Annotated in this window: 25 protein-coding genes and 1 riboswitch; of the genes, 6 read left to right on the top strand and 19 right to left on the bottom strand. The window is 71.5% G+C overall.

Annotated features, from left to right (window positions below; all coding sequences use genetic code 11):
* Positions 1–65: 65 nt before the first annotated feature.
* The 7 genes from aroB to NE857_RS11375 form a co-directional block, all read right to left on the bottom strand.
* The gene (gene aroB, locus NE857_RS11405; RefSeq protein ID WP_254420958.1) at positions 66–1,148 is read right to left on the bottom strand and encodes a 3-dehydroquinate synthase; all 1,083 of its coding nucleotides are present in this window, start codon (positions 1,146–1,148) and stop codon (positions 66–68) included.
* The gene (locus tag NE857_RS11400) at positions 1,145–1,663 is read right to left on the bottom strand and encodes a shikimate kinase (protein ID WP_254421944.1); all 519 of its coding nucleotides are present in this window, start codon (positions 1,661–1,663) and stop codon (positions 1,145–1,147) included. Before NE857_RS11400 ends, aroB begins: the two co-directional genes overlap by 4 nt.
* Before the next feature lie 154 nt (positions 1,664–1,817).
* The gene (locus NE857_RS11395) at positions 1,818–2,165 is read right to left on the bottom strand and encodes a YdhR family protein (protein ID WP_254420957.1); all 348 of its coding nucleotides are present in this window, start codon (positions 2,163–2,165) and stop codon (positions 1,818–1,820) included.
* A gap of 77 nt (positions 2,166–2,242) precedes the next feature.
* A complete protein-coding gene (aroC, locus tag NE857_RS11390; protein ID WP_254420956.1) occupies positions 2,243–3,424 on the bottom strand; it encodes a chorismate synthase in 1,182 nt (393 codons plus the stop codon).
* Positions 3,425–3,498: 74 nt separating this feature from the next.
* A complete protein-coding gene (locus NE857_RS11385) occupies positions 3,499–4,488 on the bottom strand; it encodes a prepilin peptidase (RefSeq protein WP_254420955.1) in 990 nt (329 codons plus the stop codon).
* Positions 4,489–4,627: 139 nt separating this feature from the next.
* Positions 4,628–5,335, bottom strand: coding sequence for an SseB family protein (locus tag NE857_RS11380; protein ID WP_254420954.1), 708 nt, complete (start codon positions 5,333–5,335; stop codon positions 4,628–4,630).
* A gap of 474 nt (positions 5,336–5,809) precedes the next feature.
* Positions 5,810–6,292, bottom strand: coding sequence for a MarR family winged helix-turn-helix transcriptional regulator (locus NE857_RS11375; protein WP_254420953.1), 483 nt, complete (start codon positions 6,290–6,292; stop codon positions 5,810–5,812).
* 169 nt (positions 6,293–6,461) lie between these two features.
* Here NE857_RS11375 and NE857_RS11370 point away from each other — a divergent pair, with 169 nt between their 5' ends.
* The 4 genes from NE857_RS11370 to NE857_RS11355 all read left to right on the top strand — a co-directional run bounded on the left by NE857_RS11370 (position 6,462) and on the right by NE857_RS11355 (position 11,798).
* Positions 6,462–7,004: a YceI family protein gene (locus NE857_RS11370; protein WP_017579758.1), complete on the top strand. Its 543-nt coding sequence runs from the start codon at positions 6,462–6,464 to the stop codon at positions 7,002–7,004.
* A gap of 383 nt (positions 7,005–7,387) precedes the next feature.
* Positions 7,388–7,645, top strand: a complete 258-nt coding sequence (locus NE857_RS11365; protein WP_394297032.1) for a DUF2470 domain-containing protein — start codon at positions 7,388–7,390, stop codon at positions 7,643–7,645.
* 271 nt (positions 7,646–7,916) lie between these two features.
* Positions 7,917–10,778 (top strand): protein kinase domain-containing protein, encoded by a 2,862-nt coding sequence (locus tag NE857_RS11360; RefSeq protein WP_254420952.1) that lies wholly within the window; start codon positions 7,917–7,919, stop codon positions 10,776–10,778.
* Between the two features lie 36 nt (positions 10,779–10,814).
* Complete coding sequence (locus NE857_RS11355; RefSeq protein WP_254420951.1) at positions 10,815–11,798, top strand: aldose 1-epimerase family protein; 984 nt, start codon at positions 10,815–10,817, stop codon at positions 11,796–11,798.
* A 13-nt stretch (positions 11,799–11,811) separates the two neighbouring features.
* On the opposite strand, the gene NE857_RS11350 is transcribed toward NE857_RS11355, so the two are convergent.
* The 8 genes from NE857_RS11350 to rpe all read right to left on the bottom strand — a co-directional run bounded on the left by NE857_RS11350 (position 11,812) and on the right by rpe (position 19,370).
* Positions 11,812–12,384 carry a nucleotidyltransferase family protein gene (locus tag NE857_RS11350; RefSeq protein ID WP_254421943.1) on the bottom strand — a complete coding sequence of 191 codons (573 nt, stop codon included), beginning with the start codon at positions 12,382–12,384 and terminating at the stop codon, positions 11,812–11,814.
* Between the two features lie 142 nt (positions 12,385–12,526).
* A complete protein-coding gene (locus tag NE857_RS11345) occupies positions 12,527–13,678 on the bottom strand; it encodes an XdhC family protein (protein ID WP_254420950.1) in 1,152 nt (383 codons plus the stop codon).
* A 159-nt stretch (positions 13,679–13,837) separates the two neighbouring features.
* Positions 13,838–14,296 carry a PH domain-containing protein gene (locus NE857_RS11340; RefSeq protein ID WP_254420949.1) on the bottom strand — a complete coding sequence of 153 codons (459 nt, stop codon included), beginning with the start codon at positions 14,294–14,296 and terminating at the stop codon, positions 13,838–13,840.
* A 102-nt stretch (positions 14,297–14,398) separates the two neighbouring features.
* Positions 14,399–14,872 carry a 6,7-dimethyl-8-ribityllumazine synthase gene (gene ribH, locus NE857_RS11335; RefSeq protein ID WP_017579752.1) on the bottom strand — a complete coding sequence of 158 codons (474 nt, stop codon included), beginning with the start codon at positions 14,870–14,872 and terminating at the stop codon, positions 14,399–14,401.
* A gap of 98 nt (positions 14,873–14,970) precedes the next feature.
* A complete protein-coding gene (locus NE857_RS11330; protein ID WP_254420948.1) occupies positions 14,971–16,266 on the bottom strand; it encodes a bifunctional 3,4-dihydroxy-2-butanone-4-phosphate synthase/GTP cyclohydrolase II in 1,296 nt (431 codons plus the stop codon).
* Positions 16,267–16,339: 73 nt separating this feature from the next.
* Positions 16,340–17,002 (bottom strand): riboflavin synthase, encoded by a 663-nt coding sequence (locus NE857_RS11325; protein ID WP_254420947.1) that lies wholly within the window; start codon positions 17,000–17,002, stop codon positions 16,340–16,342.
* A gap of 118 nt (positions 17,003–17,120) precedes the next feature.
* Positions 17,121–17,251, bottom strand: a riboswitch (FMN riboswitch).
* A 70-nt stretch (positions 17,252–17,321) separates the two neighbouring features.
* On the bottom strand, positions 17,322–18,449 hold the full coding sequence (locus NE857_RS11320; RefSeq protein WP_254421942.1) for a phosphatase PAP2 family protein: 1,128 nt from the start codon (positions 18,447–18,449) through the stop codon (positions 17,322–17,324).
* A 252-nt stretch (positions 18,450–18,701) separates the two neighbouring features.
* Positions 18,702–19,370: a ribulose-phosphate 3-epimerase gene (gene rpe, locus NE857_RS11315; RefSeq protein ID WP_254420946.1), complete on the bottom strand. Its 669-nt coding sequence runs from the start codon at positions 19,368–19,370 to the stop codon at positions 18,702–18,704.
* Between the two features lie 105 nt (positions 19,371–19,475).
* On the opposite strand from rpe, the gene NE857_RS11310 reads away from it, so the two are divergent.
* Positions 19,476–19,736: a hypothetical protein gene (locus tag NE857_RS11310; RefSeq protein ID WP_254420945.1), complete on the top strand. Its 261-nt coding sequence runs from the start codon at positions 19,476–19,478 to the stop codon at positions 19,734–19,736.
* 32 nt (positions 19,737–19,768) lie between these two features.
* Here the strand turns inward: NE857_RS11310 and NE857_RS11305 are convergent, their stop codons facing one another.
* On the bottom strand, positions 19,769–21,232 hold the full coding sequence (locus NE857_RS11305; RefSeq protein WP_254420944.1) for an RsmB/NOP family class I SAM-dependent RNA methyltransferase: 1,464 nt from the start codon (positions 21,230–21,232) through the stop codon (positions 19,769–19,771).
* A 76-nt stretch (positions 21,233–21,308) separates the two neighbouring features.
* Positions 21,309–22,244, bottom strand: a complete 936-nt coding sequence (gene fmt, locus NE857_RS11300; protein ID WP_254420943.1) for a methionyl-tRNA formyltransferase — start codon at positions 22,242–22,244, stop codon at positions 21,309–21,311.
* 109 nt (positions 22,245–22,353) lie between these two features.
* Here fmt and NE857_RS11295 point away from each other — a divergent pair, with 109 nt between their 5' ends.
* Positions 22,354–24,561, top strand: coding sequence for a primosomal protein N' (locus NE857_RS11295; RefSeq protein WP_254420942.1), 2,208 nt, complete (start codon positions 22,354–22,356; stop codon positions 24,559–24,561).
* A 137-nt stretch (positions 24,562–24,698) separates the two neighbouring features.
* On the opposite strand, the gene NE857_RS11290 is transcribed toward NE857_RS11295, so the two are convergent.
* Positions 24,699–25,265: a DinB family protein gene (locus NE857_RS11290; RefSeq protein ID WP_254420941.1), complete on the bottom strand. Its 567-nt coding sequence runs from the start codon at positions 25,263–25,265 to the stop codon at positions 24,699–24,701.
* The gene (locus tag NE857_RS11285; RefSeq protein ID WP_254420940.1) at positions 25,256–25,939 is read right to left on the bottom strand and encodes an SAM-dependent methyltransferase; all 684 of its coding nucleotides are present in this window, start codon (positions 25,937–25,939) and stop codon (positions 25,256–25,258) included. Before NE857_RS11285 ends, NE857_RS11290 begins: the two co-directional genes overlap by 10 nt.
* Positions 25,940–26,071 lie beyond the last annotated feature (132 nt).

Raw genomic sequence — 26,071 nt, 5'->3', positions numbered from 1 at the left:
GGGGACTGTGTCCGCCAGCGGCCGGGCACTCCTCGCCTTCGATCAGTCTAGTGGCTTCCGGGGACTCAGGAACCGTCCACGACCGCCTGGTAGGCGGCGTCGAGCAGCTCAGGCGAGGGACCGCTGAGGATCGACGGACTGGCCAGGCCGTCCAGGACCACGAAGCGCAGGGTCGCGCCGCGGGCCTTCTTGTCCACGGCCATGGTGGCGCGCAGCTCGTCCCAGGACTCGGCGGCGTAGCTGACCGGCAGGCCCACCGAGGTGAGCACGGAGCGGTGCCGCTGGACCAGGGCACCGTCGATCCGGCCGTCCAGACGGGCGAGTTCGGCGGCGAAGACCATGCCGATGGAGACCGCGTAGCCGTGCCGGAAGGTGTAGTTCTCGGCGCGCTCGATGGCGTGTCCGAGGGTGTGGCCGTAGTTGAGGATCTCGCGGCGGCCGCTCTCCTTGAGATCACCGGAGACGACGTCGGCCTTGACCCGGATCGCGCGCTCGATGAGCTCGCGGGTGTGCTTGCCCTCGGGCAGTGCCGCACCCTCGGGGTCGTCCTCGACCAGGTCGCAGATGACGGGGTCGTCGATGAACCCGGCCTTGACGATCTCGGCCAGGCCGCCGATGTAGTCGGCCTGGGGCAGGCTCGGCAGAGTGGCCAGATCGCACAGCACCCCGGCCGGGGGGTGGAAGGCGCCGACGAGGTTCTTGCCCTCGGGGGTGTTGATACCGGTCTTACCGCCGACAGCGGCGTCCACCATGCCGAGCAGGGTGGTGGGCAGCAGCACCGAACGCACCCCGCGCAGCCAGGTCGCGGCCACGAACCCGGCGAGGTCGGTGGCGGCACCACCGCCCACACCCACCACGGCGTCGGTTCGGGTGAAGTTGAACGAGCCCAGCCGCGACCACAGGTCGGTGGCTACGGCGGCGGTCTTGGCGGCCTCGCCGTCAGGCACCGGCATGGGCCGGACGCGGTAACCGGCACCCTCCAGGGCCCCGACCACGGGGCGGGCGATCTCGCCCAGACCCTCGGGGTGGATGACGGCCACCTGGGCGGCGCCCCCGACCAGAGAGGGCAGTTCGGAGAGGATCCCGCTGCCGACGACCACGTCGTAGCGTCCGGTGGGCTCCCCCACACCGATCCGGGTCACGGTCACTTGTCGGCCTTTCCAGTGGTTTCGGGGAGGTCGGGGAGAGAGGAGACGATGGTGTCCACGATCTCCTCGGGGTGGTAGTCGGTGGTGGGCACGGTCACCGAGGCCAGGCCCTCGTAGACGGGGAGGCGTTCGTTGAGGAGCTTGCGCAACTGGGTACGCGGGTTCCCGGCCAGCAGGGGGCGTGCGACGTCCATCCCGACGCGCTTGGCGGCCTCGCCGAAGTCCACCTGCAGGTAGACCACGTGGTGGTCGACCAGGTCCTTGCGGGTGTCCTCGTTCAGGACCGCGCCGCCGCCGACCGCGATGACGCCCTCCCAGACACGAAGGCCCTCGGCGACGACCTCGCGCTCCAGGGCCCGGAAGTGCTCTTCGCCGTCCTCGAGGAAGATGTCGCTGACGGGCTTGCCCGCGCGCTTCTCGATCTCGGTATCGGTACACAACAGGTCCGCGTCGAGCCGACGGGCCAGCGCCTCGCCGACGGTGGACTTGCCCGAACCGGGCGAACCGATGAGCACCGCGATCGCTCTTGCCACGCTCTGCCTACCTCTGGGGAACCGCTCCCCGCGAACGCGAGGAGGAAATCTCTGCCGTGTGCGTCCTGTCTAGCAGAAACACCGCACAGCGCGTGCGGGGAGGCGAGCGCCTGTGCACAACCCCACGGGGCTCGCTTCAGGGGGAAGCGGGGAAGGCGAGGCCCCGGTGGTTGAGTCCCTCGTCCTCGTAGCGTCCCTGGACGGTGGCCTCGACGTCGAAGGCGTGGACTTCGGTGGGCGGGTAACCGATGAGTTCCGCGGCGCGGCTGGGTACGGTCCCCTCGGAAGCCTCGGTGGACTCCCAGAGCAAGACCGCGCCCCAGCGATCGGTTTCGGGGTCGGCGATCCAAGCTTTGAGGCGCAGGCCGGGCACTTCAGCGAAGGCGTCGACGGATTGGTCGCGCAGGTAGGCGCGCAGGGACTCGATGGTCTGGGCGGACTCGGACAGGTCCCACCAGACGGTGACCAGGCGGGGGTTGTCCATGCGGAGCACTCCTCGGGGGCGAAAGAGCGGTGGCCCGCCCTCCAGGGGGAGGGCGGGCCGGGGTGAACGGTTCGGGTCTAGCGGATCGCCAGTGAGTCCAGGTAGCCCTGAAGGTTGCGGGCGGTCTCGGGGACCGAATCGCCGCCGAACTTCTCGATGGCGGCCTCGGCGATGACCAGGGCGACCATGGCCTCGGCCACCACACCGGCGGCGGGGACGGCGGTGACGTCGCTGCGCTGGTGGTTGGCCTTGGTGGGCTCGCCGGTCTCGATGTCGATGGTGTCCAGCGCGTTGGGCACCGTGGCGATGGGCTTCATCGCGGCGCGCACCCGCAGCGGGTCGCCGGTGGACATGCCGCCCTCGACACCGCCAGCGCGGTTGGTGCGGCGGCGCACGCCGTCGGGGCCGGGCTCGATCTCGTCGTGGGCCTCGGAGCCGCGGCGGGCCGCGGTGCGGAAGCCGTCGCCGACCTCCACGCCCTTGATCGCCTGGATACCCATGAGGGCTCCGGCCAGGCGGGAGTCCAGACGGCGGTCCCAGTGCACGTGGCTGCCCAGACCGGGCGGAAGGTTGTAGGCGAGCACCTCGACGACGCCGCCCAGGGTGTCCCCGGACTTCTTGGTGTCGTCGACCTCCTCGACCATGCGAGCGCTGGTCTCGGCGTCGAAGCAGCGCAGCGGGTCCTCGTCGATCGCGGCGAGGTCCTCCGGGCGGGGTTCGGGCGAACCCTCGGGGACGGCGACGGGTCCCATGGAGACCACGTGGCTCAGGATCTCGATACCGAGCGCCTGGCGGCAGAACTGCCGGGCGACCTCGCCGATCGCGACCCGGGCCGCGGTCTCGCGGGCGCTGGCGCGCTCCAGGATCGGCCGGGACTCCTCGTGCCCGTACTTCTGCATGCCGACGAGGTCGGCGTGCCCGGGGCGGGGCCGGGTGAGCGGCGCGTTGCGCGCCACGCCGTCCAGTTCCTCAGCGGGAACCGGGTCCGGCGACATCACCTTCTCCCACTTGGGCCACTCGGTGTTTCCGACCTCGATCGCGACCGGCCCACCCTGGGTGATGCCGTGCCGGATGCCTCCGATAACGGAGACCTGGTCTTTCTCGAACTTCATCCGGGCACCCCGACCGTACCCGGCGCGGCGGCGGAGCAGTGCGGCGGCGATGTCGTCAGAGGTGACGGACACACCGGCCGGAAGGCCCTCCAGAATCGCGACGAGTGCAGGTCCGTGGGACTCCCCCGCGGTCAGCCAACGCAACATGTGCACGATCCTCCCACGGATCAGGTGCCGGGGTGATCACCGGGATCGGGGTTGTGGGAGGAACCGGTCCTGGGTTATGGCAGGAGAGGGTGACCGGCGAGGGCGGTGGCGAGAGTGGCGGCGAGCATGAACGGGCCCAGGGGGAGGGGTTCGGCGCGGGTGATCCGGCGCAGTGCCAGCAGGGCCAGACCCACCAGGGAGAAAGCCGCGAAGGCCCAGAACGCGGCGACCAGCGCGCCCACCGGACCGGCGGCCCAGCCCGCGTAGAGGCCGGTCAGCCCGGAGAGTTTGACGTCGCCGAAACCGAGCCCGCCCGGTTTGATCCGCCACATGAGCCAGTACAGGACCGTGATGAGGACCATGCCGACGAGGGCCTGCGAACCGCGTGCGAGGTCGGGGCCGACGGGTGGCAGGAGGACCGCCGCAGCCAGCAGGAGGGCGGCGACGGGGTAGGCCGGAGCGACGAGGGCGTCGGGCAGGCGCATGACCCGCAGGTCGATGACGGACAGGGGCACGCCGAGCGCGATGAGCCAGAGCAGTGCCAGCACGCCGAACGGGGACCAGTCGCCCACATGCCAGGGCGCCAGGGCGCCGACCAGTGCGAAGAGCAGGGCGGTGCCGATGATGACGGCCGGGTGGGGGCGGACCCGGCGTTCGCAGTGGGGGCAGACGCCGCGCTGTCGGAAGGCGCGGGCGGTGACGACCGGGAACCCTCTGGCGAAGGGGAGTTCGGCCCGGCAGTGCGGACAGCGGGGCGGTGGTGGCCCGTCGTCCTCCCCTGGGTCGAGGCCGGGGCTAGCGGGCGGAGGTCTCGACGGGGCCCCGAGTGGTGCGTCGGAGGCGCCTTCCTGACCGGGGAGGGCCCGGCTCCGGGCGGTTCTGAGCACGGAGGGCGACCCCGCCTCGGCGGGGGGTTCGGAACTCCGTGAGGGATCGGCCGATCCGAAGAGGTAGACGAGGCGACCGGTGGCACGGCCGACCACGATGCCGAGCGCGCAGAGGCTGACGGCCGCGAGGACCGCCCACAACAGCGGAGACGGCGTGAACACCAAGGGGGTGGGCATGTGTGGAAGCTACCTGTTGGGTGAGCTCCGCGACAGTGCCCGCGGCTTCCTGTGGACAACCCGATCGCCTTGGACCGCGTGCGCGGCAAACACGACCCGCGAGCCTTCGGTGACCTGGGTGGTCTGGGGTCGCCGGGGTCTACTCGTCGTCGCGTTGGGCGCGGACGACGGCGCTGAGTTCGACCCCGCCGGGCAGGACGTGCTGGAGTTCGGTGGTCAGCCGCTCGGCGACGCGGCGCAGCGACTCGTCGTCGCGCTCGTCCAGTTCCAGGCGGATGCCGATCTCCCCGCGCTCGGAGGGGTGGATGCGCACGCGTTCGATCCCGAACTCGGCGTGGGTCACCCGGTAGATGAGCGCCAGGACCTGTGGATCGTCCTTGGGTTCGGGGACGGTCCCCTGCTCGGCGAGCATGGTGAGGAAGCGGCCCTGGATGCTGTGCGGGACCGGCCCGGAGACGTCGATGACCAAGGCGTCGGCGTTCTCTTCCAGGGTGGCCTGGCAGGCGTCCTGTGTGGTGAAGGGCACCGGCCGGGCGTCCGGGCGCCAGCGGCGGACCGCGTCCACGGAGGTGAAGGCGAGGACTCCCCGACGACCGTCCTTGCCGGTCATGATGGGGATGGCCACCTCGCTGTTCTTGTCCTTGGTGAGTCCGCCCACGCCCTCCTCGGTCTCGGTGGCCACGGCCACCACCGGGATGAGCACCCGGGACTCGCTGAGGGCGGCAAGTACCTGGCGGTCACCGATCTTGCCCGCCGCGTGGTCACGCAGGCGAGCTTCGACTTCCGGGTCGGCGCTGCCGTCGTCGTCACGGAAGTTCTGGGCGCCGATGATCGATGGTCTGCTCACAGGCTCCGACTCTACCTGGGGTGCGTGTCCGTTTCGGGATCGCTTCTCGGACAGAAAGATGTGACTGCTCCCCTCCTCAGGCCGCGCCCGGCCGCCGTCCTCCCCGGGAGGCGCGGTCGCCCCGCACCGTCCCCATGGCACAAGCTTCACAGGCGCCCGGTCTACGGGCCAGCGGTTTCGGGAAGAAAACGCCGAATGGCCCGAACCGGCCGAGCCCCGAACCCCTGGCACAGGGCTGGATCCCGCATGGCATTCCCTCAGGGATCGTCCTCGGAACACCGGGGACACCGGTTCGAGCAGAGGCGGAGAGAGGCACACTGGTCGGGGCTGCGCAGACCTGGGCCAAAACCGGGAACAGGACCTGGAGCAGGTGGGCCCGGGCTGCGGGTAAGTGCGCGGACCCCCGGGAGCTCACCGTGCCGGACCTCTCAGTTCCGAGTTGTCCGTTCTCTCCCTGTTCCCCTGCTGCCTCCCCTACTCCGGTACCGGATCCCCCTGGTCCGGGTGGTCCGGGTGGTCGCCGCCGAGTGTGTCGACGATCTTCCGGAGCTGGTCGACCTGTTCTCGGGACAGGCGGTCGAACATCAGCGAGCGCACCCGGGTCGCGTGTCCCGGGGCGGCCCGGCTCAGGGTTTGGGCACCCTTGTCGGTGAGGATCGCCCAGAACCCGCGCCGGTCGTCCTCGCAGTTCTCCCTGCGCACGTTCCCGTCGCGTTCGAGGCGGGCGATCTGGTGGGACAGGCGGCTCTTGGAGACGATGACGGTCTCGGCGAGGTTGCGCATCCGCATGCGCTGCCCGGGGGCTTCGGACAGGTGCGCGAGGATGCCGTACTCGATGAGGGAGAGCCCGTCGCGGGTGCGCAGGTCGTGTTCGAGTTCGTCGTAGATCCAGGCGTTCATCCGCAGGAACCCGCGCCAGACGTCCTGTTCGTCGGGTTCGAGCCAAGCCTTCTCCATGGCCTGATTCTAGCGCCGGGAGCCCCTCCGCCCGGGCCCTTGCTTCCTCGAAACTCAACACGTAGACTCCTTCCCGGGAAGATACTTCTAAGCTACTTTGTTTCCAGGCAGAGAATCTGGACAGAGAGTCGACCCGAACCGGGTCACCCACACACAGGGAGAGACACCAATGGCCGCTCAGGAACTCAAGCCCGGCACCTGGAAGATCGACGCCGCCCACAGCGTGGTCGGGTTCTCCGTCCGCCACATGATGGTGAGCAAGGTCCGCGGTCGTTTCGAGAAGTTCGACGCCACGCTGACCGTGCCCGAGGACCCCACCAAGGCCTCCGTCGAAGCCACCATCGACGCCGGTTCCATCAACACGGACAACAGCGACCGTGACGGCCACATCCGGTCGGCGGACTTCTTCGAGACCGACAACCACCCCGAGTTCACCTTCCGCTCCACCGGCCTCGAGGCCAAGGGCGAGGACTTCGTCCTCAAGGGCGAGCTGACCATCAAGAAGAACACCCACCCGGTCGAGCTCTCCCTGGAGTTCAACGGCTCCACCGTCGACCCCTACGGCCTGGACCGCGCCGGGTTCGCCGCCTCCACCACCATCAGCCGCAAGAAGTTCGGCGTCGACATCGAGATGCCGATGGACGGCGGCGGCGTGGTCGTCGGCGACAAGATCACCATCGAGATCGACGCCGAATTCACCCGCGAGGCCTAGGCCGCGGCGGTACGACGTCCAGGCCCGGCTTCTCCGCCGCCGTCCGACCAGGGCGCTTTCCGAGGACCTGGGGAGGGCCTCGGGAGACCTCGGGAGGGGACGGTGTCCGAACGTGGTCGACCGGGGTAACGACCACCGCCCCGGGTTCTGACGGCGCCGGTTTTTGACGACACCCCGTCAGCAACTCGCTGAGGCCTCGGATATCGTCAACGGGGGAGGGTCCACGCGACCCTCCCCCGTGACGTTTTTCCGAGGCCGGAACCGTGCCGCGCGCGTGCACCAACGCCGAGCGCCACGCGACCGTGTGCCAGTAACCGCAGGAGAGCCCCACCGTGCAGCCGAACCCCTTCGCCCCCGAGGTCGTCACCGCCGTCACCGCCCACATGAACGGCGACCACCCTGAGGACACCCTGCTCATCTGCCGCGCCCTGGGCGGGCAGCCGGACGCCACCGCCGCCCGGATGACCGGCCTGGACGGGCAGGGCGGCGACTACGCGGTCACCGTGGACGGCACCGAACACCAGGTGCGCATCCCGTGGGCCGAGCCGCTGACCGAGCGCGCCCAGATCCGCGCAGAGGTCGTGCGCATGTACCAAGACGCCTGCGCCAAACTCGGGATCACCCCCCGCGGCCAGCACTGATCCCTCCCGTGCCCCGTGTTCGCGGCGGAGCAGCCACTGCCCGGCACCAATGCACGGAACCTGTGACGAAGAGTCACGAAAACCGGAACCCGGGCGGTCCCGGTGGAGTCCAAGCAGGTACGGGGGAAGGCGGTCCGCACGCCCGAACCGGGGTGGTCACACCACTCCGATCGGGCGCGCGCAAGACCTAGTCTGGAAGGGTCCGCCTTCCCACGGAATCCCCCCGGACATCCGCAACCGACCGCCTATCCGAAGGATGGCCCCGGCCTCGATGGTCACGCCAGACCCCGGTGACGAGAACGCACCGACCCAACGGATCGACCCCACTCCACCCACCACGCGCATCAATCCGGCGGTGGGTGCCACGCGCTGGGTCACGCGCGTGTTCCGACCGGGGGCATCCCCACCACCGGAGCCACACCCGGGGCCGGGAGGACCGCCCCAGCCTCAGCAGCCCCGTCCCGACGAGGCGCCCACCCGTATCGTCCCCCCGGGTTCCCCCGCCGGAGGCGGGCACCCGAACGGAAGCGATCGCACCACCGTTCTGCCCGGTGACGCCGCCCGCCCCGGGAACGGCGCCGACGGCACCCGGGTCCAGCCGCCCGCCTCCCCCACCGCCAGGCTGGACGCGAACCGTCCCGCCCGCCGACCCGCCACCGGCGGTGCCGCCGGTCCCGGCGCGCCCGGTTCGCCCGAGGGCCGCACCCCCTGGTGGCGGATGCTCTTCGGCCCCCTGCTGGACTGGATGGCCCGCCTGCTCTCCCGCGTGGTCGTCGGCCCCGCGGGCGACCTCGACTACGCCGTGCCCGCCGAGCTCCGCCGCCGATACCAGGTCCTGGACCACATCGGCGCGGGCGGCGAGGCCGTGGTCTACCTCGCCGAACCCACCGACTCCCCCGGGCGCCGCCTGGCTCTGAAGGTCTATCGGCCCGGCCACGACATCAACCGCGAGCTGCTGGACCGCCTGCGCGCGCGGGGCACCGCCTCGCCGTACACCCCCGCGATCCAGGGGTACGGGACCGCCACCAGCTCCTGGGGCGAGGACCTGGCCTGGGAGGCCCAGGAGTACTTCTCCCTGGGCACCCTGCGCGAGGTCATCAACCAGTCCCCCATGGACGACGAACGAGCACGGGCCGTGGTCCGTGCCGTCGCCGACTGCCTGCACCACTGGCAGAGCGAACTCCAGCACAACCACACCGACGTCAAGCCGGAGAACCTGCTGGTCCGCTCCCTGGACCCGCCGGTGGTCGCGCTCACCGACTTCGGCGGCGCGGTGCGCGCCACCATGAGCCGGGTCTACGGCGGTCAGGCCATCACCGAGGACTACGCCGCCCCCGAGGTGATCGAGGGCCGCCGCGAGGCCCCCGCGTCCTGGTGGTCCCTGGGCGTCATGGTCCACGAGCTCACCACCGGCCGCCGCCCCGAGCGGGGCGGGAACTGGCTGACCGCCCGCAACACCGAGGTGGACATCTCGGCGATCACCGACGAGCGCTGGCGCCTGCTCGCCCGCGGGCTGCTCACCCTCGCGCCCTCCGCGCGTTGGGGGTACGACGAGGTCGCCGCCTGGCTGGCCGGTGAGCGGCCGCCGATCCGCACGGCGAGCCGGCTGCGCCCGATCAACTTCGCCGGGGCCTTCCACGAGGACCCGCCCAGCCTCGCCTTCGACCTGCTCGACCGCTCCGACACCGGTGCGATGTGGCTGCGCAGCCACTGGTCGGAGCTGCGCACCTGGCTGGACAGGGAGGTCAACGACTACACCTTCGACCGCGCCTACCTGACCGGTCTGGATGCCCGGCCCGACCTCGCGCACGTGGCGATCAGCGCGCTGGCCGCCCGCTATGTGCCGGGGATGCCGCCGCGTTTTCGCGGTCACGAGATCAGCGCCGACGGTCTCCTGAGCCTGGCCACCGGTGAGGCCAGCCGCCACGCGGTGGTGCGCGAGGCCGTGGAGTCGGGCGTGGTCGGCCTGGGATCGCAGCACTGGTGTCCGCACCCCGGCTGCCGTTCGGGGGGTTCGGGGCGGTGCGTGCTGTTGGAGCGGGTCCAGCACGAGGTTCCGCTGCTGATGCGCCGGGTGGCGGAGACCCTGGACCGGGTGGTGGGTTCGGGGGCCGGAGGGACCGGGAACACGGACGCCCCGCAGCGCCCCGCGGCCCACGAGATGGACTCCGCCTGGGCCCGGGCCGTGGAGCTGGTGCTGGTCCCCGAGACCGCCTCCCAGCACCGGTCGCTGCTGCGCCGCCAGTCCTGGCACCCCAGCCAGCGCAGTGCCGCACCGAACGCGCCGTGGTGGCTGGAGCAGCGCAAGACCGCCCTGCGTGACGGCGGTGACCAGCTGGCCAGCCGCAGCGCGATGCTCACCGCCCTGCTGTTGCTGCCCGAGGCCGACCGGGTCGGCGGCGCGATCGCCGAGCGGGAGCGGGCCGACGGCCGGGAGCGCCGCCGGGACCGTTGGGCGTCGCTGGCCGGTTCGGCGCGCGCACGCTGGGAGAGCACCCAGGAGAAGGTGGCCACGGCCAAGCAGCGGCGGGCGGAGGCCGCGACCACGCGCCCGGACCACCGGGCGGTTCCCGGAGGGCAGGTCGGGCCCGGCGGGCAGAGGGCGCCCGGTGACCCCACCCGCCCGCAGGAACCCGCCACCGCCAAGGAGAAGCGCAGGCAGGACAAGGCCGAACGCCGGGTCCAGAAGACCATGGGTCAGATCCAGCGCGCGATGAAGGCGGGCAAGTGCCGCCGCTTCGCCTACCCGGCCGCTCTGCTGGGCATGGTGGACGGTCTGGGCCGGGCACTGCGTCCCGAGGAGGGTTTCTTCCCCGAGAGCGCTTTCGTGACCGACGCCTACACGGGCCTGATCGACTTCAGCGGCAACCCGCTGGCGGACGGCGCCGCCGCGCTGACCGGGCTGCTGCCCGGCGGGATCGGCGCCTCCTGGTGGTTCCCGGTACTGCTGTCGGTGGCGCTGGTGGTGCTGGGGCGCACCGCCGCCAAGTCCACGGTCAAGGCCCGGCGCCGTCTGGGCGCCTTCCGCCTGGCGGTGGCGGGTTCGCTGCTGATGCTCGTGGTGCTGTTCTCCACGGGGCTGCTGGCGCTGGGGTCCGGTGTGCTCATCCCCTTGGACGGGCTGCTGGGCTGAGAGTTTCAAGCGGGCTCGTGAGGTGCCGGGCGCGCTATGATCTCCCGGTTCGGCGGCTTGCCGGACCGGGAGAGGCATGACGGGAAGGGTGAACAGGTGGGCGAGGTGTTCGAACTGCGCGCCGGTGAGTACGGAGCGCGCGTCGACCGGGTCGGAGCCGGGCTGCAGGCGCTCACCTGGCGGGAACGGGACCTGGTCTGGCCGTACACCCGGCCGGAGGGCCCGCTGGCCGGTCAGGGTCAGGTACTGGCTCCCTGGCCCAACCGGGTGGCCTCGGGCCGCTACACCTTCCAGGGCACCGAGTACCGGCTGGACGTCAATGATCCGGCCACCGGATCAGCCATTCACGGGCTGGTCGACGGCGTGGAGTGGACCCCGGTCGAGGAGTCCGAGGAGGCCGTGACCCTGCGGCTGGACTTCCCCGGCACCTCGGGGTACCCGTTCCCGTTGGAGCTGACCGTCACCTACCGGCTGGGCGGCACGGGGCTGACCGTCACCACCTCCGCACGCAACACCGGAACCTCGCACGCCCCCTTCGGGCTCGGCTTCCACCCCTACCTGACCCTCGGCACCCCGCTTAGGGACCTGGCCGAGCGCGGCGAGGCGCACGTGGAAGCCGGAATCGGCAGCTACCAGCCCACGGACTCCAGGATGATCCCCGAAGGTGACCCGGTACCGGTGGCCGGGGGCGGGTTCGACCTCCGCGCGCCGGGCCGTGCACTGGGCACGACGCTGCTGGACACCGCCTTCACCGATCTGGACCGGGACGGCGAGGACCGTGCCTGGGTTCGGCTCAGCGGTCCCGAGCACCGGGTGGCGCTGTGGTCGGGGCCGGGCTTCTCCTGGCTCCAGCTGTTCAGCTCCGACACCCTCGGCGGTGAACTGCACCGGGCCAACCTCGCGGTCGAACCCATGACCTGCCCGCCCGACGCCCTCAACAGCGGCAGGGACCTGATCGTCCTGGGCCCGGGCGAGGACGTCGAGCGGACCTTCGGGATCCTCGCTGAGCAGCTGGGCTGACCCGTCGGGCTCTCTAGGCGTTGTTCAGCAGCGCGCTGAGGCGGGTCAGGTCCTCTTCGGTGTCGATGTCCTCGGGGCTGGCGATGTCGTCGCAGGCCACGGTGGTGAGCAGGTGGGAGTAGGCGCGCAGGAACGGCCGTGCGCCGACGTCCCCCTCGGCCATGGAGTGCACCGTTGACCAGTGTTCGCGGCCCAGCAGAACCGGGTTGCGGGGGTTGCCGTTGTAGGTGGCCACCGCGGCGCGGGCGCCCTGTTCGTAGGCTTCCACCAGGCGGCGGACCGCCTCGGAGGTGACCAACGGCTGGTCGACGAGGGCGAAGACGAGGGCGTCCACGCTGTCCGGCGCGGCGTCGATCCCGGCCCGTACCGAGGAACCCATGCCGGTGGCCCAGTCCGGGTTGTGCACGGTGAGCGCTTCGGGAACGGTGGCGTGCGCCGCGCCCAGGACCACCAGGACGGGGGCGCATCCGCCGTCGGCGAGGGTGCGTACCCCCCGGTCGACGAGGCGTTCACCGCCGAGTTCGACCAGGGCTTTGGGGCGGCCCAGTCTGCTGCCCGACCCCGCAGCCAGTAGCAGGCCCGCTATCAGTGTTCCCTTGTCCCCCGCGCTCATGACGCGATGATGTCACGGACGGGGTTCCCGAATGGCCCGGCTGGACGAAAGAATCGGAACCCCGTTCCAGGCGAAAGGCTCTGAACTGGAACTTTGACGCTGGATTTGTTTCGGTTCACTCCTCGGGCTGACCGAATCCGGCCGGAACCAGTTCACGGTGGATCCTGCCGCTGGTCTCGCGCAGGGCCCGGCCGCTGCCGCCCCACCGGCTCTGCACCAGCTCGGCCGCGATGGACACCGCCGTCTCCTCGGGGGTGCGTGCGCCCAGGTCGAGGCCGATCGGCGAGTGCAGGCGGCCCAGCGCCTCCTCCGCCACGCCCGCCTCACGGAGCCGGTCCAGCCGGTCCTCGTGGGTGCGCCGGGAGCCCATCGCGCCGATGTACCCAGCCTCGGTGCTCAGGGCGCGCTTGAGGACGGGGACGTCGAACTTGGGGTCGTGGGTGAGCACGCAGATCGCCGTGCGCTGGTCGATCTCGTCGGCGATCTCGTCCAGGAACACGTGCGGCCACTTCACCACGACCTCCTCGGCCGTAGGAAAGCGCTTGGGGGTGGCGAAGACCGGGCGGGCGTCGCAGACCGTCACCCGGTAGCCCAGGTAGGTGCCGAGGTCGGCCACCGCGGCCGCGAAGTCGATGGCCCCGAACACCAGCATCCGGGGCGCCGGGGCGAAGGACTGGACGAACACCTCCAGCTCGTCGCCGCGGCGCTGGCCGTCCACACCGTAGTGCAGCAGGCCGGTGCTGCCCTGGGCGAGCATGCCGCGCACATCGTCGTCCAGCGCGGCGGCCAGGCGCTCTGCGCCCTCGCCCAGGTCGCCCTCGGCGTGGCCGGGCCACACGATGCGGCGGCGGCCCACGCGAGAGGTGTCGGAGGGGTCGGAGACGATCGTGGCCACCGCCACCGGCTGGTGTTCGTCGATGGCACCGATCACCGCGCCCAGCTGCGCGTAGGTCTCACGGTTGACCGGCTCGACGAACATGTGCAGGGTGCCGCCGCAGGTCAGGCCGACGCTGAAGGCGTCCTCGTCACTGACCCCGTAGGTGCGGCGGACCGGGACGCCGGTACGGATGGCCTCCAGGGCCTCCTCGTAGACCGCGCCCTCCACGCAACCGCCCGAGACACTGCCGGTGACCTCGCCGGAGGAGCTCACCAGCATGGCCGCGCCCGCGTCGCGCGGGGCGCTCTTGTAGGTGTCGACGACCGTGGCCACGGCGAAGGTCTCCCCCGAGGCATACAGCTCGGACACGGACGCTCGGATATCACGCACTCGGCACCTCTTCCACGACTCCCGGAGGAGCTCTGGCCTCCGGTACCAACCTATGTGCCCAAGACAACACAGAAGAGCCCCCGTTCCTCCAGGAAACGAGGGCTCGATTCGGTTGCGTCTACGAACAGGGGAGGCAGAGCCCAGCGTCGGGCAGCCGGCTCAGGGAAGCTCGGGCTCCTCGCCCTCGCCGCGCGCCAGCATCGAACGGAACTCCGCCAGGTTGCGCTGGGCGAGCTCGCCGTCGGTGCTCTGGATGCCCATCACCGGCAGCGAAGTGCCGTCCGACAGGTCCAGGCACGGCCACGGCTCCCCGACCGGCATCCTGATGTCCAGGACCTCCGGCCAGGCCAGGTAGTGGGTGCGGATCCCGTTGATCACGACCACGTTCTTCTCGGTGGCGATCAGCCGGGGGCGGCCCAGCATGTGCAGCCCGCCAGCGATCACGAAACCGAACCCCACGGCCAGGACCCGGTCCAGCACGCTCCAGTCCGCGGGCAGGATCACGGCGAGCACCACGAAGGTCGCCACGATCAGCAGCGCCAGGCCGTAGGCCACCAGCCGTACCGCCCGGGGGCGCCACGTCATCGGCAGGACCGGCTTCTTCGACGCCTCGTCCACAGGTTGTTCCCTCGTCCGCACCAACTGCTCCGTCCCCACGCTCTCGGGCGTGACTCTCACCCGCTACCAGGGCGCGCGAACCGGAAGCCGGAAGGCGGTTGGTCAGCGGCGCAGCCCGCGCAGGGCCGCCGCCGTGTCCAGGGCGGCCAGCGCAGCCTCGGCGCCCTTGTTCTCGACGCTTCCCGGCAGGCCAGCGCGGTCACGCGCCTGTTCCAGGGTGTCACATGTGAGCACACCGTTGCCCACGGGGGTGGACTCGCGCAGGGCCACCTCGGTGAGCCCGTGCGTGACCGACTGGCACACGTAGTCGAAGTGCGGGGTACCGCCGCGGATGACCGCGCCCAGGGCGATCACCGCGTCGTGCTTGCGCGCCAGTTCCTGGGCGACCACCGGGATCTCCACCGCCCCGGCGACCTTCACCACGACGGGCTCACCCGCCCCCGAGGCCTTCACCACACTGAGCGCGTTGGCGAGCATCGGCTCGACGATGGCCTCGTTCCAACGGGTGACGACGATGCCGACCGACATCCCCGAGGCGTCGACCTGCTGTTCGTCCGGACGTCCTGCGCCGCTCATGACCGGCCCTTCTTCGTGTGTGACGGGTGTTCGTGGTGGTAGAGATGTACGCCTGCTTGATGAGGCGTACACGGCTGTTGACTCGGCTGACAGCTCGCCTACTTGGCGACGCCGGCCAGGTCGTGGCCCATACGGTCGCGCTTGGTCAGCAGGTAGGCGAGGTTGTCGTCGGTGACGAAGGTGGGCATGGCCACCCGCTCGGTCACCCGCACGCCGTGGCGCTCCAGGCCCTCGGTCTTGGCCGGGTTGTTGGACAGCAGTCGGACCGAGGACACACCCAGGTCGGTGAGGATCTGCGCGCCCGCGCCGAACTCGCGCGCGTCGGCCGGCAGGCCCAGGTTCAGGTTGGCGTCGACGGTGTCCGCGCCCTGGTCCTGGAGGCTGTAGGCGCGCAGCTTGTGCAGCAGACCGATCCCCCGGCCCTCGTGGCCGCCCATGTACACGATGACCCCGCGGCCCTCCTTGGCGATGTCGGCCATGGCCGCGTCGAGCTGGGCGCCGCAGTCGCAGCGGTAGGAGCCGAACGCGTCGCCGGTCAGGCATTCGGAGTGCAGGCGGGCCAGAACGTCGGTGCCGTCGGTCAGGTCACCGAAGACCAGCGCGACGTGCTCGGCGCCGTCGGCGGTGCCCTTGAAGCCGACCGCGCGCCACTCGCCGTGTTCGTTGGGCATGCGGGTCTCGACCATGCGGGTGACCAGCGCGGGGCTGGCCTCCTCCTCGGTGAGGGTCTGGCCGAGGGCTGCGCGGTAGGCGGCCAGCTGCTCGACCGACACCAGCTTGAGGCCGTGCTCGTCGGCGAACTCGCGCAGCTCGGGCAGGCGGGACATGGTGCCGTCGTCGTTGACCACCTCGGCGAGCACACCGGCGGGGCGCAGACCGGCCAGGCGGGCGAAGTCGACCGAGGCCTCGGTGTGGCCGCGGCGGGCCAGGACGCCGCCCGGGCGGGCGCGCAGCGGCAGGATGTGGCCGGGGCGCACGAAGTCCACGGGGCGGCTCTCAGCGGCGGAGAGCAGGCGGATGGTGTGCGCGCGGTCAGCGGCCGAGATGCCGGTGCTGACACCCGCGCGGGCGTCGACGGTGACCGTGTAGGCGGTGCGCAGGCTCTCCTCGTTGCGTGCGGTCATCAGCGGCAGGTCGAGGCGGTCCAGGTCCTCGCCCTCCATGGGGACGCACACCACGCCGGAGGTGTAGCGGATCATGAACGCGAGCAGCTCGGGGGTGGCGAGCTCGGCGGCGAAGATGATGTCGCCCTCGTTCTCGCGGTCCTCGTCGTCCACGACCACGATGGCCTTGCCCGCGGCGAACTCGGCGATGGCGTCCTCGATCCGGTCGAGGACGACGGCCTGCTCGCTCTGCTCGGTGTCGGCGGCCGGGGTGGTGTCGGTGACGGTCATTCCCGCTCCTGAAGGTACGTCGTGGGTGATTCCGGGTGGGTGCTGCCGGGGTGGAGGCGCCGGTGGGGTGGCGCTAGGCGCGGTTGCCGTCCTGCACGCGGGCCTGGCCCTGGCCGCGGGTCCGGGCGACCGCGGTGATGCGCTCCACGTACTTGGCGATGACGTCCACCTCGATGTTCACGGTGGCGCCGACCGCCAGGCCGCCCAGGGTGGTGGCCTCCAGGGTGGCCGGGATGAGGCTGACCTCGAAGTACTCGTCCTTGGCGCCGGGGGCGCTCACGGCGGAGACGGTGAGGCTGGTGCCGTCCACGGTGATGGAGCCCTTCTCCACCACGTACGGGGACAACTCCGGTGACATGCCGAAACGTAGAACGTCCCAGTTGTCACCGGGATTCCGGTTCAGGAGTGTGGCGGTGCCGTCGACGTGGCCCTGCACGATGTGACCGCCCAGGCGGCTGTGGGCGGGCATGGCCCGTTCGAGGTTCACCGGGGAGCCGGGGGCGAGGTCGCCGAGGGAGGAGCGGTCCAGGGACTCCTTCATCACGTCGGCGGTGAAGGTGTCCACCCCCCGGTCGACGACGGTCAGGCACACACCGTTGACGCTGATGGAGTCGCCGTGCGCGGCGTCAGAGCTGGCCAGGGGTCCGTACACGGTGAGCAGAACCGCTTCGCCGTTGGCCCCGGCCGGTTCGATGGAGATGACCTTGCCGAGTTCTTCCACGATTCCGGTGAACACGCCCTACATCCCTTCGCCTGATACGGCTCCGGGGAAAAGGTGCGTGGAAAATCGGGTCCACGACAAGGACGATGCCAAGAGCCGACACCAAGGGTTGGTACGGCTCGGACCCGTCCCAACGCGCACTGCCTCCCATCCGGACTTTAACCGTCGGTACCGGAATTCCACCGGTTCAACCGGTCGATGGACTCGACCGGGTCGCGGACTATCACCGCCGGTTCGGACTTTCACCGACCCCGGAGCACGCGTTTGACTGTTGTCTAAACGATCATGATCTTAACCCCTCGGTAGCCTGACCGCATAGCCGGTGTGACAGGGGTCATGTCTGATCGGTGCCCTTGAACCCGTCCCCGGTGGACTGCTCGGGGCTTTCACCGGGCGTGTCCTCAGAGGCGACCTGATCGCTCGCGGCGGACTCAGCTGACTCGGAGTCTCCCTGCGAGAGAGCGCTCTCCTCGGTTGCGGCGGGCTCCTCGGGGCGGGTGGCCAGGCCGCTGCGGACGAACATCTGCGGCGCGCCGTAGGTCGCCCAGAAGGCCACGGCGCCGTAGACCGCGAAGGCCGCCGGGGCCGTGGCGAAGCCGGTCAGGTCCCGGAAGAGGACCTGCTCCACCACCAGGATGAGCACCACCACGGAGATCCCGAGCGCGAAGCGGGCCACCCGCGCGGTGATCGCCCCCTCGGCGCTGTACCAGCCGCGCCGGTGCAGCAGGGTGAAGCCCCAGATCCCGCCCAGGAGTGCGCCGCAGGTCGTGTAGAGCCCGGCGAGGGTGTGCCCGGCCGGGTCGGCCGGGGTGGCGCCGATCCACTCGGCGGCCGGAACCACCCAGTCACCGCGGAGTCCGAACTGCCAGGCGGTGGCCGCCAGGCAGGGCACCAGCGCGAAGGCCAGCAGGTAGGACACCCAGCGCACCGTGTCCAGGGAACGCCACCAGGCCAGCACGCGGTCCTCGTAGCGCAGTACCGCCCACAGGATCGCCCCGCCGACCAGCAGGCCGACCACCACGTCGCTGAAGTAGTGCACTCCCAGGTAGATCCGGGAGAAGGCCACCAGGGCGATCACGGCGACGGCGGCCCAGAGCAGGGACCGGCGGCCGGACTTGGCCGCCAGATAGCCGTAGGTCACCACGGCGGCCTGGCTGTGCCCCGAGGGCATACCGAAGCCGCTGTGGTGGCTGTAGCCGGTGACCTGCGCGTCGAACCAGTAGGGCCGGGAGCCGTAGGACAGCGATTTGAACAGGTTGTTCACCACCGCCGAGGCGATGACCGCCACGAACAGCCGGGCCCCGAGCCCCGCGTGCACGCTCCAGAAGACAGCGGCGAGCAGGACGATGATGACGCCCTGGGAGCCCAGGAAAGTGACGGCCTCCAGGGGGTAGGCCAGCCAGTGGCCCCCGCCCTGCAGCCAGCGGATCGCTGAGCTCTCCGCCTCCCAGAGGGCGTCCATGGCCAGATATGCGGCGTTCCCAGCGTTCACGCGTACTCCACAGGTCCGCGCCTGGCTACGCGCTCACGCCGCGCCGCTCCCCCGGACACCGGCACCTGTGGCGCGTGCAGGGGAAGACGGAGCCGCGACCAAGCGAAAAATCAACGACTACCGCGGGTAGCTTAGAGCGAGCGGGGCCTCTGTGACCAGGCCCACACATACGCCGCACCGGGATCGTTATCCGACGGCGGCGGCCGCCTGCGGCACTCGGGCTCAGGCCAGCTCGCTGACCCGCTGGGCCTGGGCGCGCAGGGACTCGATCGCCTTGTCCGGGTCCTGGGCTCCATAGACGGCCGAACCGGCGACGAAGACGTCCGCCCCGGCCTCGGCGGCGCGCTCGATGGTCTCGTCGCTGACCCCGCCGTCCACCTGGAGCCAGACCGCGGCGTCCCGGTTGTCCAGGAGCTCGCGGGCCTTGCGGATCTTGGGCAGGACCAGGTCGAGGAACTTCTGACCGCCGAATCCGGGCTCGACGGTCATCAGCAGGAGCATGTCCATCTCACCGATGAGGTCCTCGTAGGGCTCGACCGGCTCGGCGGGGTTGAGGGCGAGCCCGGCGCGGGCACCGTGCCTGCGGATCTCGCGCAGGGTGCGCACGGGGGCGCTGGCGGCCCTGGCGTGGATGGTGACGCTGCCCGCGCCCGCCTCGGCGTAGGCGGGGGCCCAGCGGTCGGGGTCCTCGATCATCAGGTGGCAGTCCAGCGGCGTGGGAGTCGCCTTCAGGAGGGACTCCACGATGGGCAGGCCCAGGGTGAGGTTGGGGACGAAGTGTCCGTCCATGACGTCGACGTGCAGCCAGTCCGCGCCGGGCACGGCGGCGGCTTCGTCGGCGAGGCGCGCGAAATCGGCGCTGAGGATGCTGGGAGAGATCTGAATTGCCACGTCAGCAGTGTATCCGGGCCACTGTTGGGCAGGTGTGCCACGGGTCGTGGTTGACGATAACGGGCTGATTTTCCACATCTTCGCCTTTACGACGTAGATTAAAATTTGTCCGAATCGCCCCTGGATGGGGCAGGTTCGGGACAGCTGTCGTCGCGCTGTCACGACCGGGAGCACAGGACCCTCGGCCCCGACGGGCATGCCCGAGCGCGCCTCGCGCTGTACCGGAGCTACCCGCAGCTGATCATGCTGGTCGAGGCGGTCCCCCGCGGCTACACGGGGCCCGGACACGAGCGGCGGGCACAGTACGTGAGCCGGGAACTGGCCAAGGCCCTGTCGGAGCTGGCAGAGCTGTCCGACAGGGCCTGATCCGACTCGGTTGTCCCTGCTCTCGTTCGCCCTTACTCCGGCTTCTTGCGGAACAGGGCGAGGAACATGGCGTCCGTGCCGTGCACGTGCGGCCAGAACTGGACGTACCTGCCCTCCGGGCCGGCGGCGAGGTCGGGGACCTCGTCGAGGTAGTCGGGGGCTCGCAGGAGTTCGAGATCCTCGCGCTCGTCCAGGACCTTCCGTACGATCACGTCGGTCTCGTCCAGGTGCGGCGAGCAGGTCACGTAGGCGACCACGCCGCCGGGGCGCGCCGCCTCGACCGCGTTGGTGAGCAGTTCGTGCTGGAGCGGGGCGAGCGCGGTGACGTTCTCCGGGCCGCGGCGCCAGCGGGACTCGGGGCGGCGGCGCAGGGCACCCAGGCCCGTGCACGGTACGTCCGCCAGAACCCGGTCGAAGGAACCCGGCTTCCACGCGGGCCTGGTGCCGTCCGCGGCGATGGCGCGCCCGGCGTCGCGAGGTGCGCGGCGCACGGCGCCCGCGACCAGGCCCGCGCGGGTGGGCTGGAGTTCGGCGGCGACCAGACGGGCCTCGCCCTGACCGGCGAGGGAGGCCAGCAGACCGGCCTTGCCACCGGGGCCGGCGCACATGTCCAGCCAGAGACCGTCAGTGCCGCGGGCGTCCACCCGGGTCAACGCCAGGGCGACGAGCTGGCTGGCCTCGTCCTGGACGGCGGCCCGGTTCTGGCGAACCTCACGGATCGCACCCGGGTCTCCCTCGGGCAGGTAGGCGGCGAAGGGCGAGTAGCGGCCGGGGATCGCCCCGGACTCCTCGAGGTCGGCGACCTTGGCGCGGCCCGGCTTGGCCACCAGGGTGACCTTGGGGCGGTCGTTGTGCGCGATCAGCAGCTGCTCGGTCCGGACCAGGCCGTCCCTGGCGCGCTCGCCCAGGGCGCGGGCCAGTTCCTTGACCACCCAGCGCGGGTGGCTCTGGACCACGGACAGGTAACCGCTGGGGTCGCGCTCACGGTCGGGCGCGATGACCTCGATCCACGCGTCCAGGTCGCGGGCGCTGACCTTGCGCAGGATCGCGTTGACGAACTTGCCGCGGTGCTGGCCCACCACCCGGCGGGCCAGGTCCACGGTCTCGCTGACCGCGGCGTGCGGCGGGATGTTCGTGGACAGCAACTGGTGGGAGCCCATCCGCAGCAGCGGCAGCACCTCGGCGTCCACCGAGGACAGCGAGCGGTCGACGCAGGTCTCCAGGATCGCGTCATAGGTGCCTTGCCAGCGCAGGGTGCCGTAAGTGAGCTCGGTGGCCAGCGCCGCGTCCCGGCCGTACATACCGCGCTCGTTGAGCAGGGCGGGCAGGAGCAGGTTCGCGTAGGCGTCGCGCTGTTCCACCGCGCGCAACACGTCATAGGCGACCCGGCGGGCGGGGTCGCGGGGCTGGGGCGGCCCGGACCGCTGGCCACCGCCCTGCCTGGGCTTGCCGCCCTTACGGGGACGCTGGTGCTGGGACCGGGACTGCTCGCTCAACGTGTGCTCTGCCTCAACAAGCCGGGGACGGGTTCTGGCGCGCGCTCACGCACGCCAGAACCGAGAGTACGGCAGCTCAGCGGCCCAGTCGGTCAACTTCGGTGGGACGCACGCCACGCGCCCAGTCCACAGCGGCCATGGCCTTCTTGCCCTGCGGCTGAACCTCGCCGAGTTCGACGGGGTGAGTGCTGGTGCCGACGATGACGCGCTTCTTGTCCACGTGCAGCTCACCGGGTTCGAGATCGGGCCGGTCCGCGTCGGTGACCGGGCGGACCGGGCCGACCTTCAGGCGCATACCGCGGAAGGTGGTCCAGGCGCCGGGCGCGGGCGTGCAGGCGCGAGCCACCCGGTCCACGCGCTGGGCGGGCGCGGTGAAATCGAGTTCGGCGTCCAGGGTGGTGAGCTTTCCCGCGTAGGAGACGTCGGCGTCCGGCTGCGGGACCGGGCTGAGCTCCCCGGAGGCGATGCCGTCGACGGTGCGGACCAGGAGGCCCGCCCCGGACACCGAGAGGCGTTCGAGGAGTTCACCGCTGGTGTCGGTGGGGCGGACCGTCTCGGCGAGGGTGCCGTAGACCGGGCCGGCGTCGAGCTCCTTGACGATGCGGAAGGTGGCGGCGCCGGTGACGTCGTCGCCGTGCAGGACGGCGTGCTGGACCGGGGCGGCGCCGCGCCAGGCGGGCAGCAGCGAGAAGTGCAGGTTGACCCAGCCGTGCTTGGGGATGTCCAGCGCGGACTGGGGCAGCAGGGCGCCGTAGGCGACCACCGGGCAGCAGTCGGGGGCGATCTCGGCGAGGCGCGCCAGGAACTCGGGATCACCGGCCTTGGCGGGCTTGAGGACCTCGATACCCTGGTTCTCGGCGAGTTCGCCGACCGGGCTGGCGGAGACCTTGCGGCCGCGCCCGGAGCGCGCGTCGGGCCGGGTGACCACCGCTGCGACCTCGTGCTCGGAGTCGATCAGTGCCCGGAGCGAGGGCACCGCCACCTCTGGTGTTCCGGCAAAGACAAGCTTCATTTCGGGTCCCCCATCCGCTGCGCCTACGGATCACTGTTCTACCAGTCCCGACGGGGGCTCCCCGCCGGGAAGAGCGGTGTTGTCGGTGCCTTCTGATAAACCAGTGGAGATGACAGCGCAGCCCGGCCCGCCCGACGAGGTCCTCTTCGACCTGCCTCGGCAGGAGCAGAAGAAGGAAACGGCGAAGGAGAAGGCCGACACCGCGAAGAAGACCGCGAAGAGCCGTCGACCGGCCAAGCGCAGGCCCGCCGACCGGCTCCCCGTCGCGCGCGTCATCGTGGACACCCCGTTGCCGCACCTGGACCGCTACTTCGACTACCGGGTCCCGGCCGACATGGACGAGACCGCCGTGCCTGGCTGCCGGGTGAAGGTGCGCTTCAACGGCCGTCTGCTGGCGGGTTTCCTCGCCGAGCGGGTGGAGAGCTCGGAGTTCGCCGGACGGCTGGCCTACCTGGAGACGGTGGTCTCCCCCGAACCCGTGCTCACCCCCGAGATCCTGGCGCTGTCCAGGGCGGTGGCCGACCGCTACGCGGGCACCCTGAGCGACGTCCTGAGGCTGGCGGTGCCGCCCCGGCACGCGCGGGTGGAGAAAGAGACCGCGCGCGAGGAGCAGGCCCGGGCCGAAGACGTCGAAGGGGTGGAACCCGCCGACGAGGACCCGCCCGAGGCCCCCGAGCACCCCGAGGTGGCGCCCTCCCCCGACGACGACGCCCCGGTGCAGGACACCGTGGAGGCGGCGGTGCTGGAGGTGGACCCCGGCCCCTGGGACGCCTACCCCGAGGGCCCCGACTTCATCGAGGCGCTGCACGGCGGGGTACCGGCCCGCGCGGTGTGGAACGCCCTGCCCGGCACGGAGTGGCCCGACGCCCTCGCCGTGGCCGCCGAGGCCACCCTGGGCGCGGGGCGCGGCACCGTGGTGGTGCTGCCGGACGGGCGCGACGTGGCCGCGGTGGACGCCGCGCTCACCCGCCGTCTGGGCGAGGGCCGCCACGTGGCGCTCACCGCCGACCTGGGTCCGGCCAAGCGCTACCGGAGCTGGCTCTCGGTGCTGCGCGGACAGGTCCAGGTGGTGGTGGGCACCCGGGCCGCGGTCTTCGCGCCCGTGCGCGACCTGGGGTTGGTGGCCCTGTGGGACGACGGCGACGACGTGCACGTGGACCCGCACGCCCCCTACCCGCACGCGCGCACGGTACTGGCGATGCGCGCGCACAAGGCCGACGCGGCGGCGCTGATCGGCGGGCACACCCGCACCACCGACGCCCAGCTGCTGGTGGAGTCCGGGTGGGCGCGCCCGCTGGTCTCCGACCGGGCCACACTGCGCAGCCGGGCCCCGCAGATCCGGCCCGCCGGCGACGACCGCGAACTCGCCCGGGACGGCGCGGCCCGGTCCGCGCGGATCCCGAGCCTGGCGCTGCGCGCGGCCCGTGAGGGCGCCAAGAGCGGCCCGGTGCTGTTCCAGGTGCCGCGCCGGGGCTACCTCAACACACTGGCCTGTGCGGGCTGCCGCGAACCGGCGCGCTGCGACGCCTGCCACGGGCCGCTGGCCGTGCGCGGTTCCCACGCCATGCCCTCGTGCGGCTGGTGCGGCCGGGTGGCCGGTCAGTGGGCCTGCCCCGAGTGCGGGGTGAGCCGGATGCGCGCGGTGGTGGTGGGCGCCCGCCGCACCGCCGAGGAGCTGGGCCGGGCCTTCCCGTCGCTGACCGTGCGCACGTCGGGGCGCGAGGAGGTGCTCTCCGAGGTTGCGAACAAACCGTCGCTGGTGGTGGCCACGCCCGGCGCCGAACCGGTGGTCGCCGGTGGCGGGTTCGCCGCGGCGGTCCTGCTGGACGGGTGGGCACTGCTCAACCGGGCCGACCTGCGCGCCTCGGAGGAGACCCTGCGGCGCTGGCTGAACGCGTCCGCGCTGGTGCGGCCGGGCGGCGCGGTGGTGGTGTCCGCGGACGCCTCGCTGCCGGTGGTGCAGTCGCTGGTGCGGTGGGATCCGGGCGGTTTCGCCGAGCGGGAACTGGCCGAGCGCCGCGAGCTCGGGTTTCCACCGGCGGTGTCGATGGCCTCGATCACCGGCGCCCCCGAGCACCTGCGCGAGCTGCTGGACCAGATCGAACTCCCGGAGAGGGCGGAGCTGCTCGGCCCGGTGCCGGTGGGTTCGGAGCGCACCGAGAGCGGCACCAACAAGACCGAGCGCGCCCTGCTGCGGGTGCCGCGCGGGGCGGTCGGCGAGCTCACCCGGGCGCTGAAGACCGCGGCGTCGGCCCGCAGCGCCCGCCGCGACGAGCATCTCGCCCAGGTCCGGGTGGACCCGCTGCACGTGCTCTAGCCCGGCGCCCCGACTCCGTACCCGAGGGCGCCCGTTGCTTCCGCCCCCTCTTCCCTGGTGATCTTGCTACCAGGAGCAAGTTCGGCGCCGATTTCGCTCCTGGTAGCAAGATCATCTTCGAGAGGGGGCCAACCGGACTAGCCCGCTGCGCCCTGGCCTTGGTCTTGGTCCTGGGGGCGGGCGCGGTAGAGGTCACGGAGGAGGGCGATCTCGGCGCCGTGGTGGATGAACTCGCGGTTCAGGTGCAGGATCAGCACCACCAGCGGGAAGTCCGCCCATTGCGGCGCCTCGGCGCCGCCCACCGGGACCGCAAGGGCTTCGTCGTCGAGTTCCTGGAGGTGCTCGGACCAGGTGAGATAGGCATTGCGCAGGCGCTGCCGGGCCTCGGCTGCGGTGCTGGGCCAGTCGATGGCGTCGCGGTTGGCGGTGCGGTCGCCGAAGTGCCAGTTGATCCGGCTCTCCAGTACGTCCACCACGAGGTGGCCCATGCGCCAGGCGATGGTGGTGACCGGCGGCGGGTCGGGTTCGGGGTAGGCGCCGTCGGGCGCGTGGCGACCGTCCGGCAGTCGGCGGACGGTCCAGCAGTTCGGAACCGGCTCCCAGTAGAACTCGGCGTCGGTGAGCCCCTCCAGCCGGGGCCACAGCGAGAAGTCCCAGTAGAACCGCATCTGGGCCTGGATCTCGCCGTTCCAGTTCACTGCCATCGACTCACTCCCCTTCCTCTCCTAGGCGCACGACCCAGTCCGGCCAGGGTTCCACATCCCGGGGCGGACACGTCCTCGTCGGGGTAGGGCCACCAGGTGAGGTCGGCGACCCCCGGTTCGACGGGGAGGAAGGGGGAGAAGGCCGCTTCCGCCACCGCGCGGGGCGCGGTGGAGGTGAGCGCGAGGTAGCCGCCGCCGCGCATCATCGAGTGGAGGGCGTCCAGCCCGGCGGGTGGGTCCTGTTCGCCGAAGGGGCGGGTCATCAGTACGGCGACGGGCTCGTCGAAATCGACGAGCCCGCTGGTGTGGAGGCGACGGAGCGGGGAGGCGGCCCCGGGGCCGGAGCCGTCCCCGGACAGGACGGCCGCGTTGTCCGCGGCGGCGGTCAGGACCCCGGCCGTACCGGTCGGGGCGACGTGCACCACCGTGGCGTCGGTGTGGGCCCGACGGATCAGCTCGGCGGTGCCGGGCACCGGACAGCCCCAGTCCACGAACTGGCGTATCCCGGCGTCGGCGCACAGGTAGTCGACGGCCCGGCCGAGGAAGGCCTGGTGCAGGCGGACCCGCTCGGCCTCGACGGGGTCGGGCGGAGCACAGGCGCGGGTGCGGTTACCGAGGCTGACCACCCGGGACTGCTGCCCGGGCACGCGCAGGGGTCCGGGTTCTCGGAACACGGCCGTGAGGGGACCTGCCTCGGGTCCTCGGACGTCCGTCACGTTCACGCTCCCCCAGCCGGTTCGCTCGCGGGAGGCAGGGCGCTTCGTCGGGGCGGACCGGTCGGGTCCGACGACGGTGCGCCTTGCCGT

The sequence above is a fragment of the Nocardiopsis exhalans genome, from assembly GCF_024134545.1.
Taxonomy (GTDB): Bacteria; Actinomycetota; Actinomycetes; order Streptosporangiales; family Streptosporangiaceae; genus Nocardiopsis; species Nocardiopsis exhalans.
Note: the sequence above shows the minus strand (reverse complement) of the source record. Positions and strands in the feature narration are given on the sequence as shown.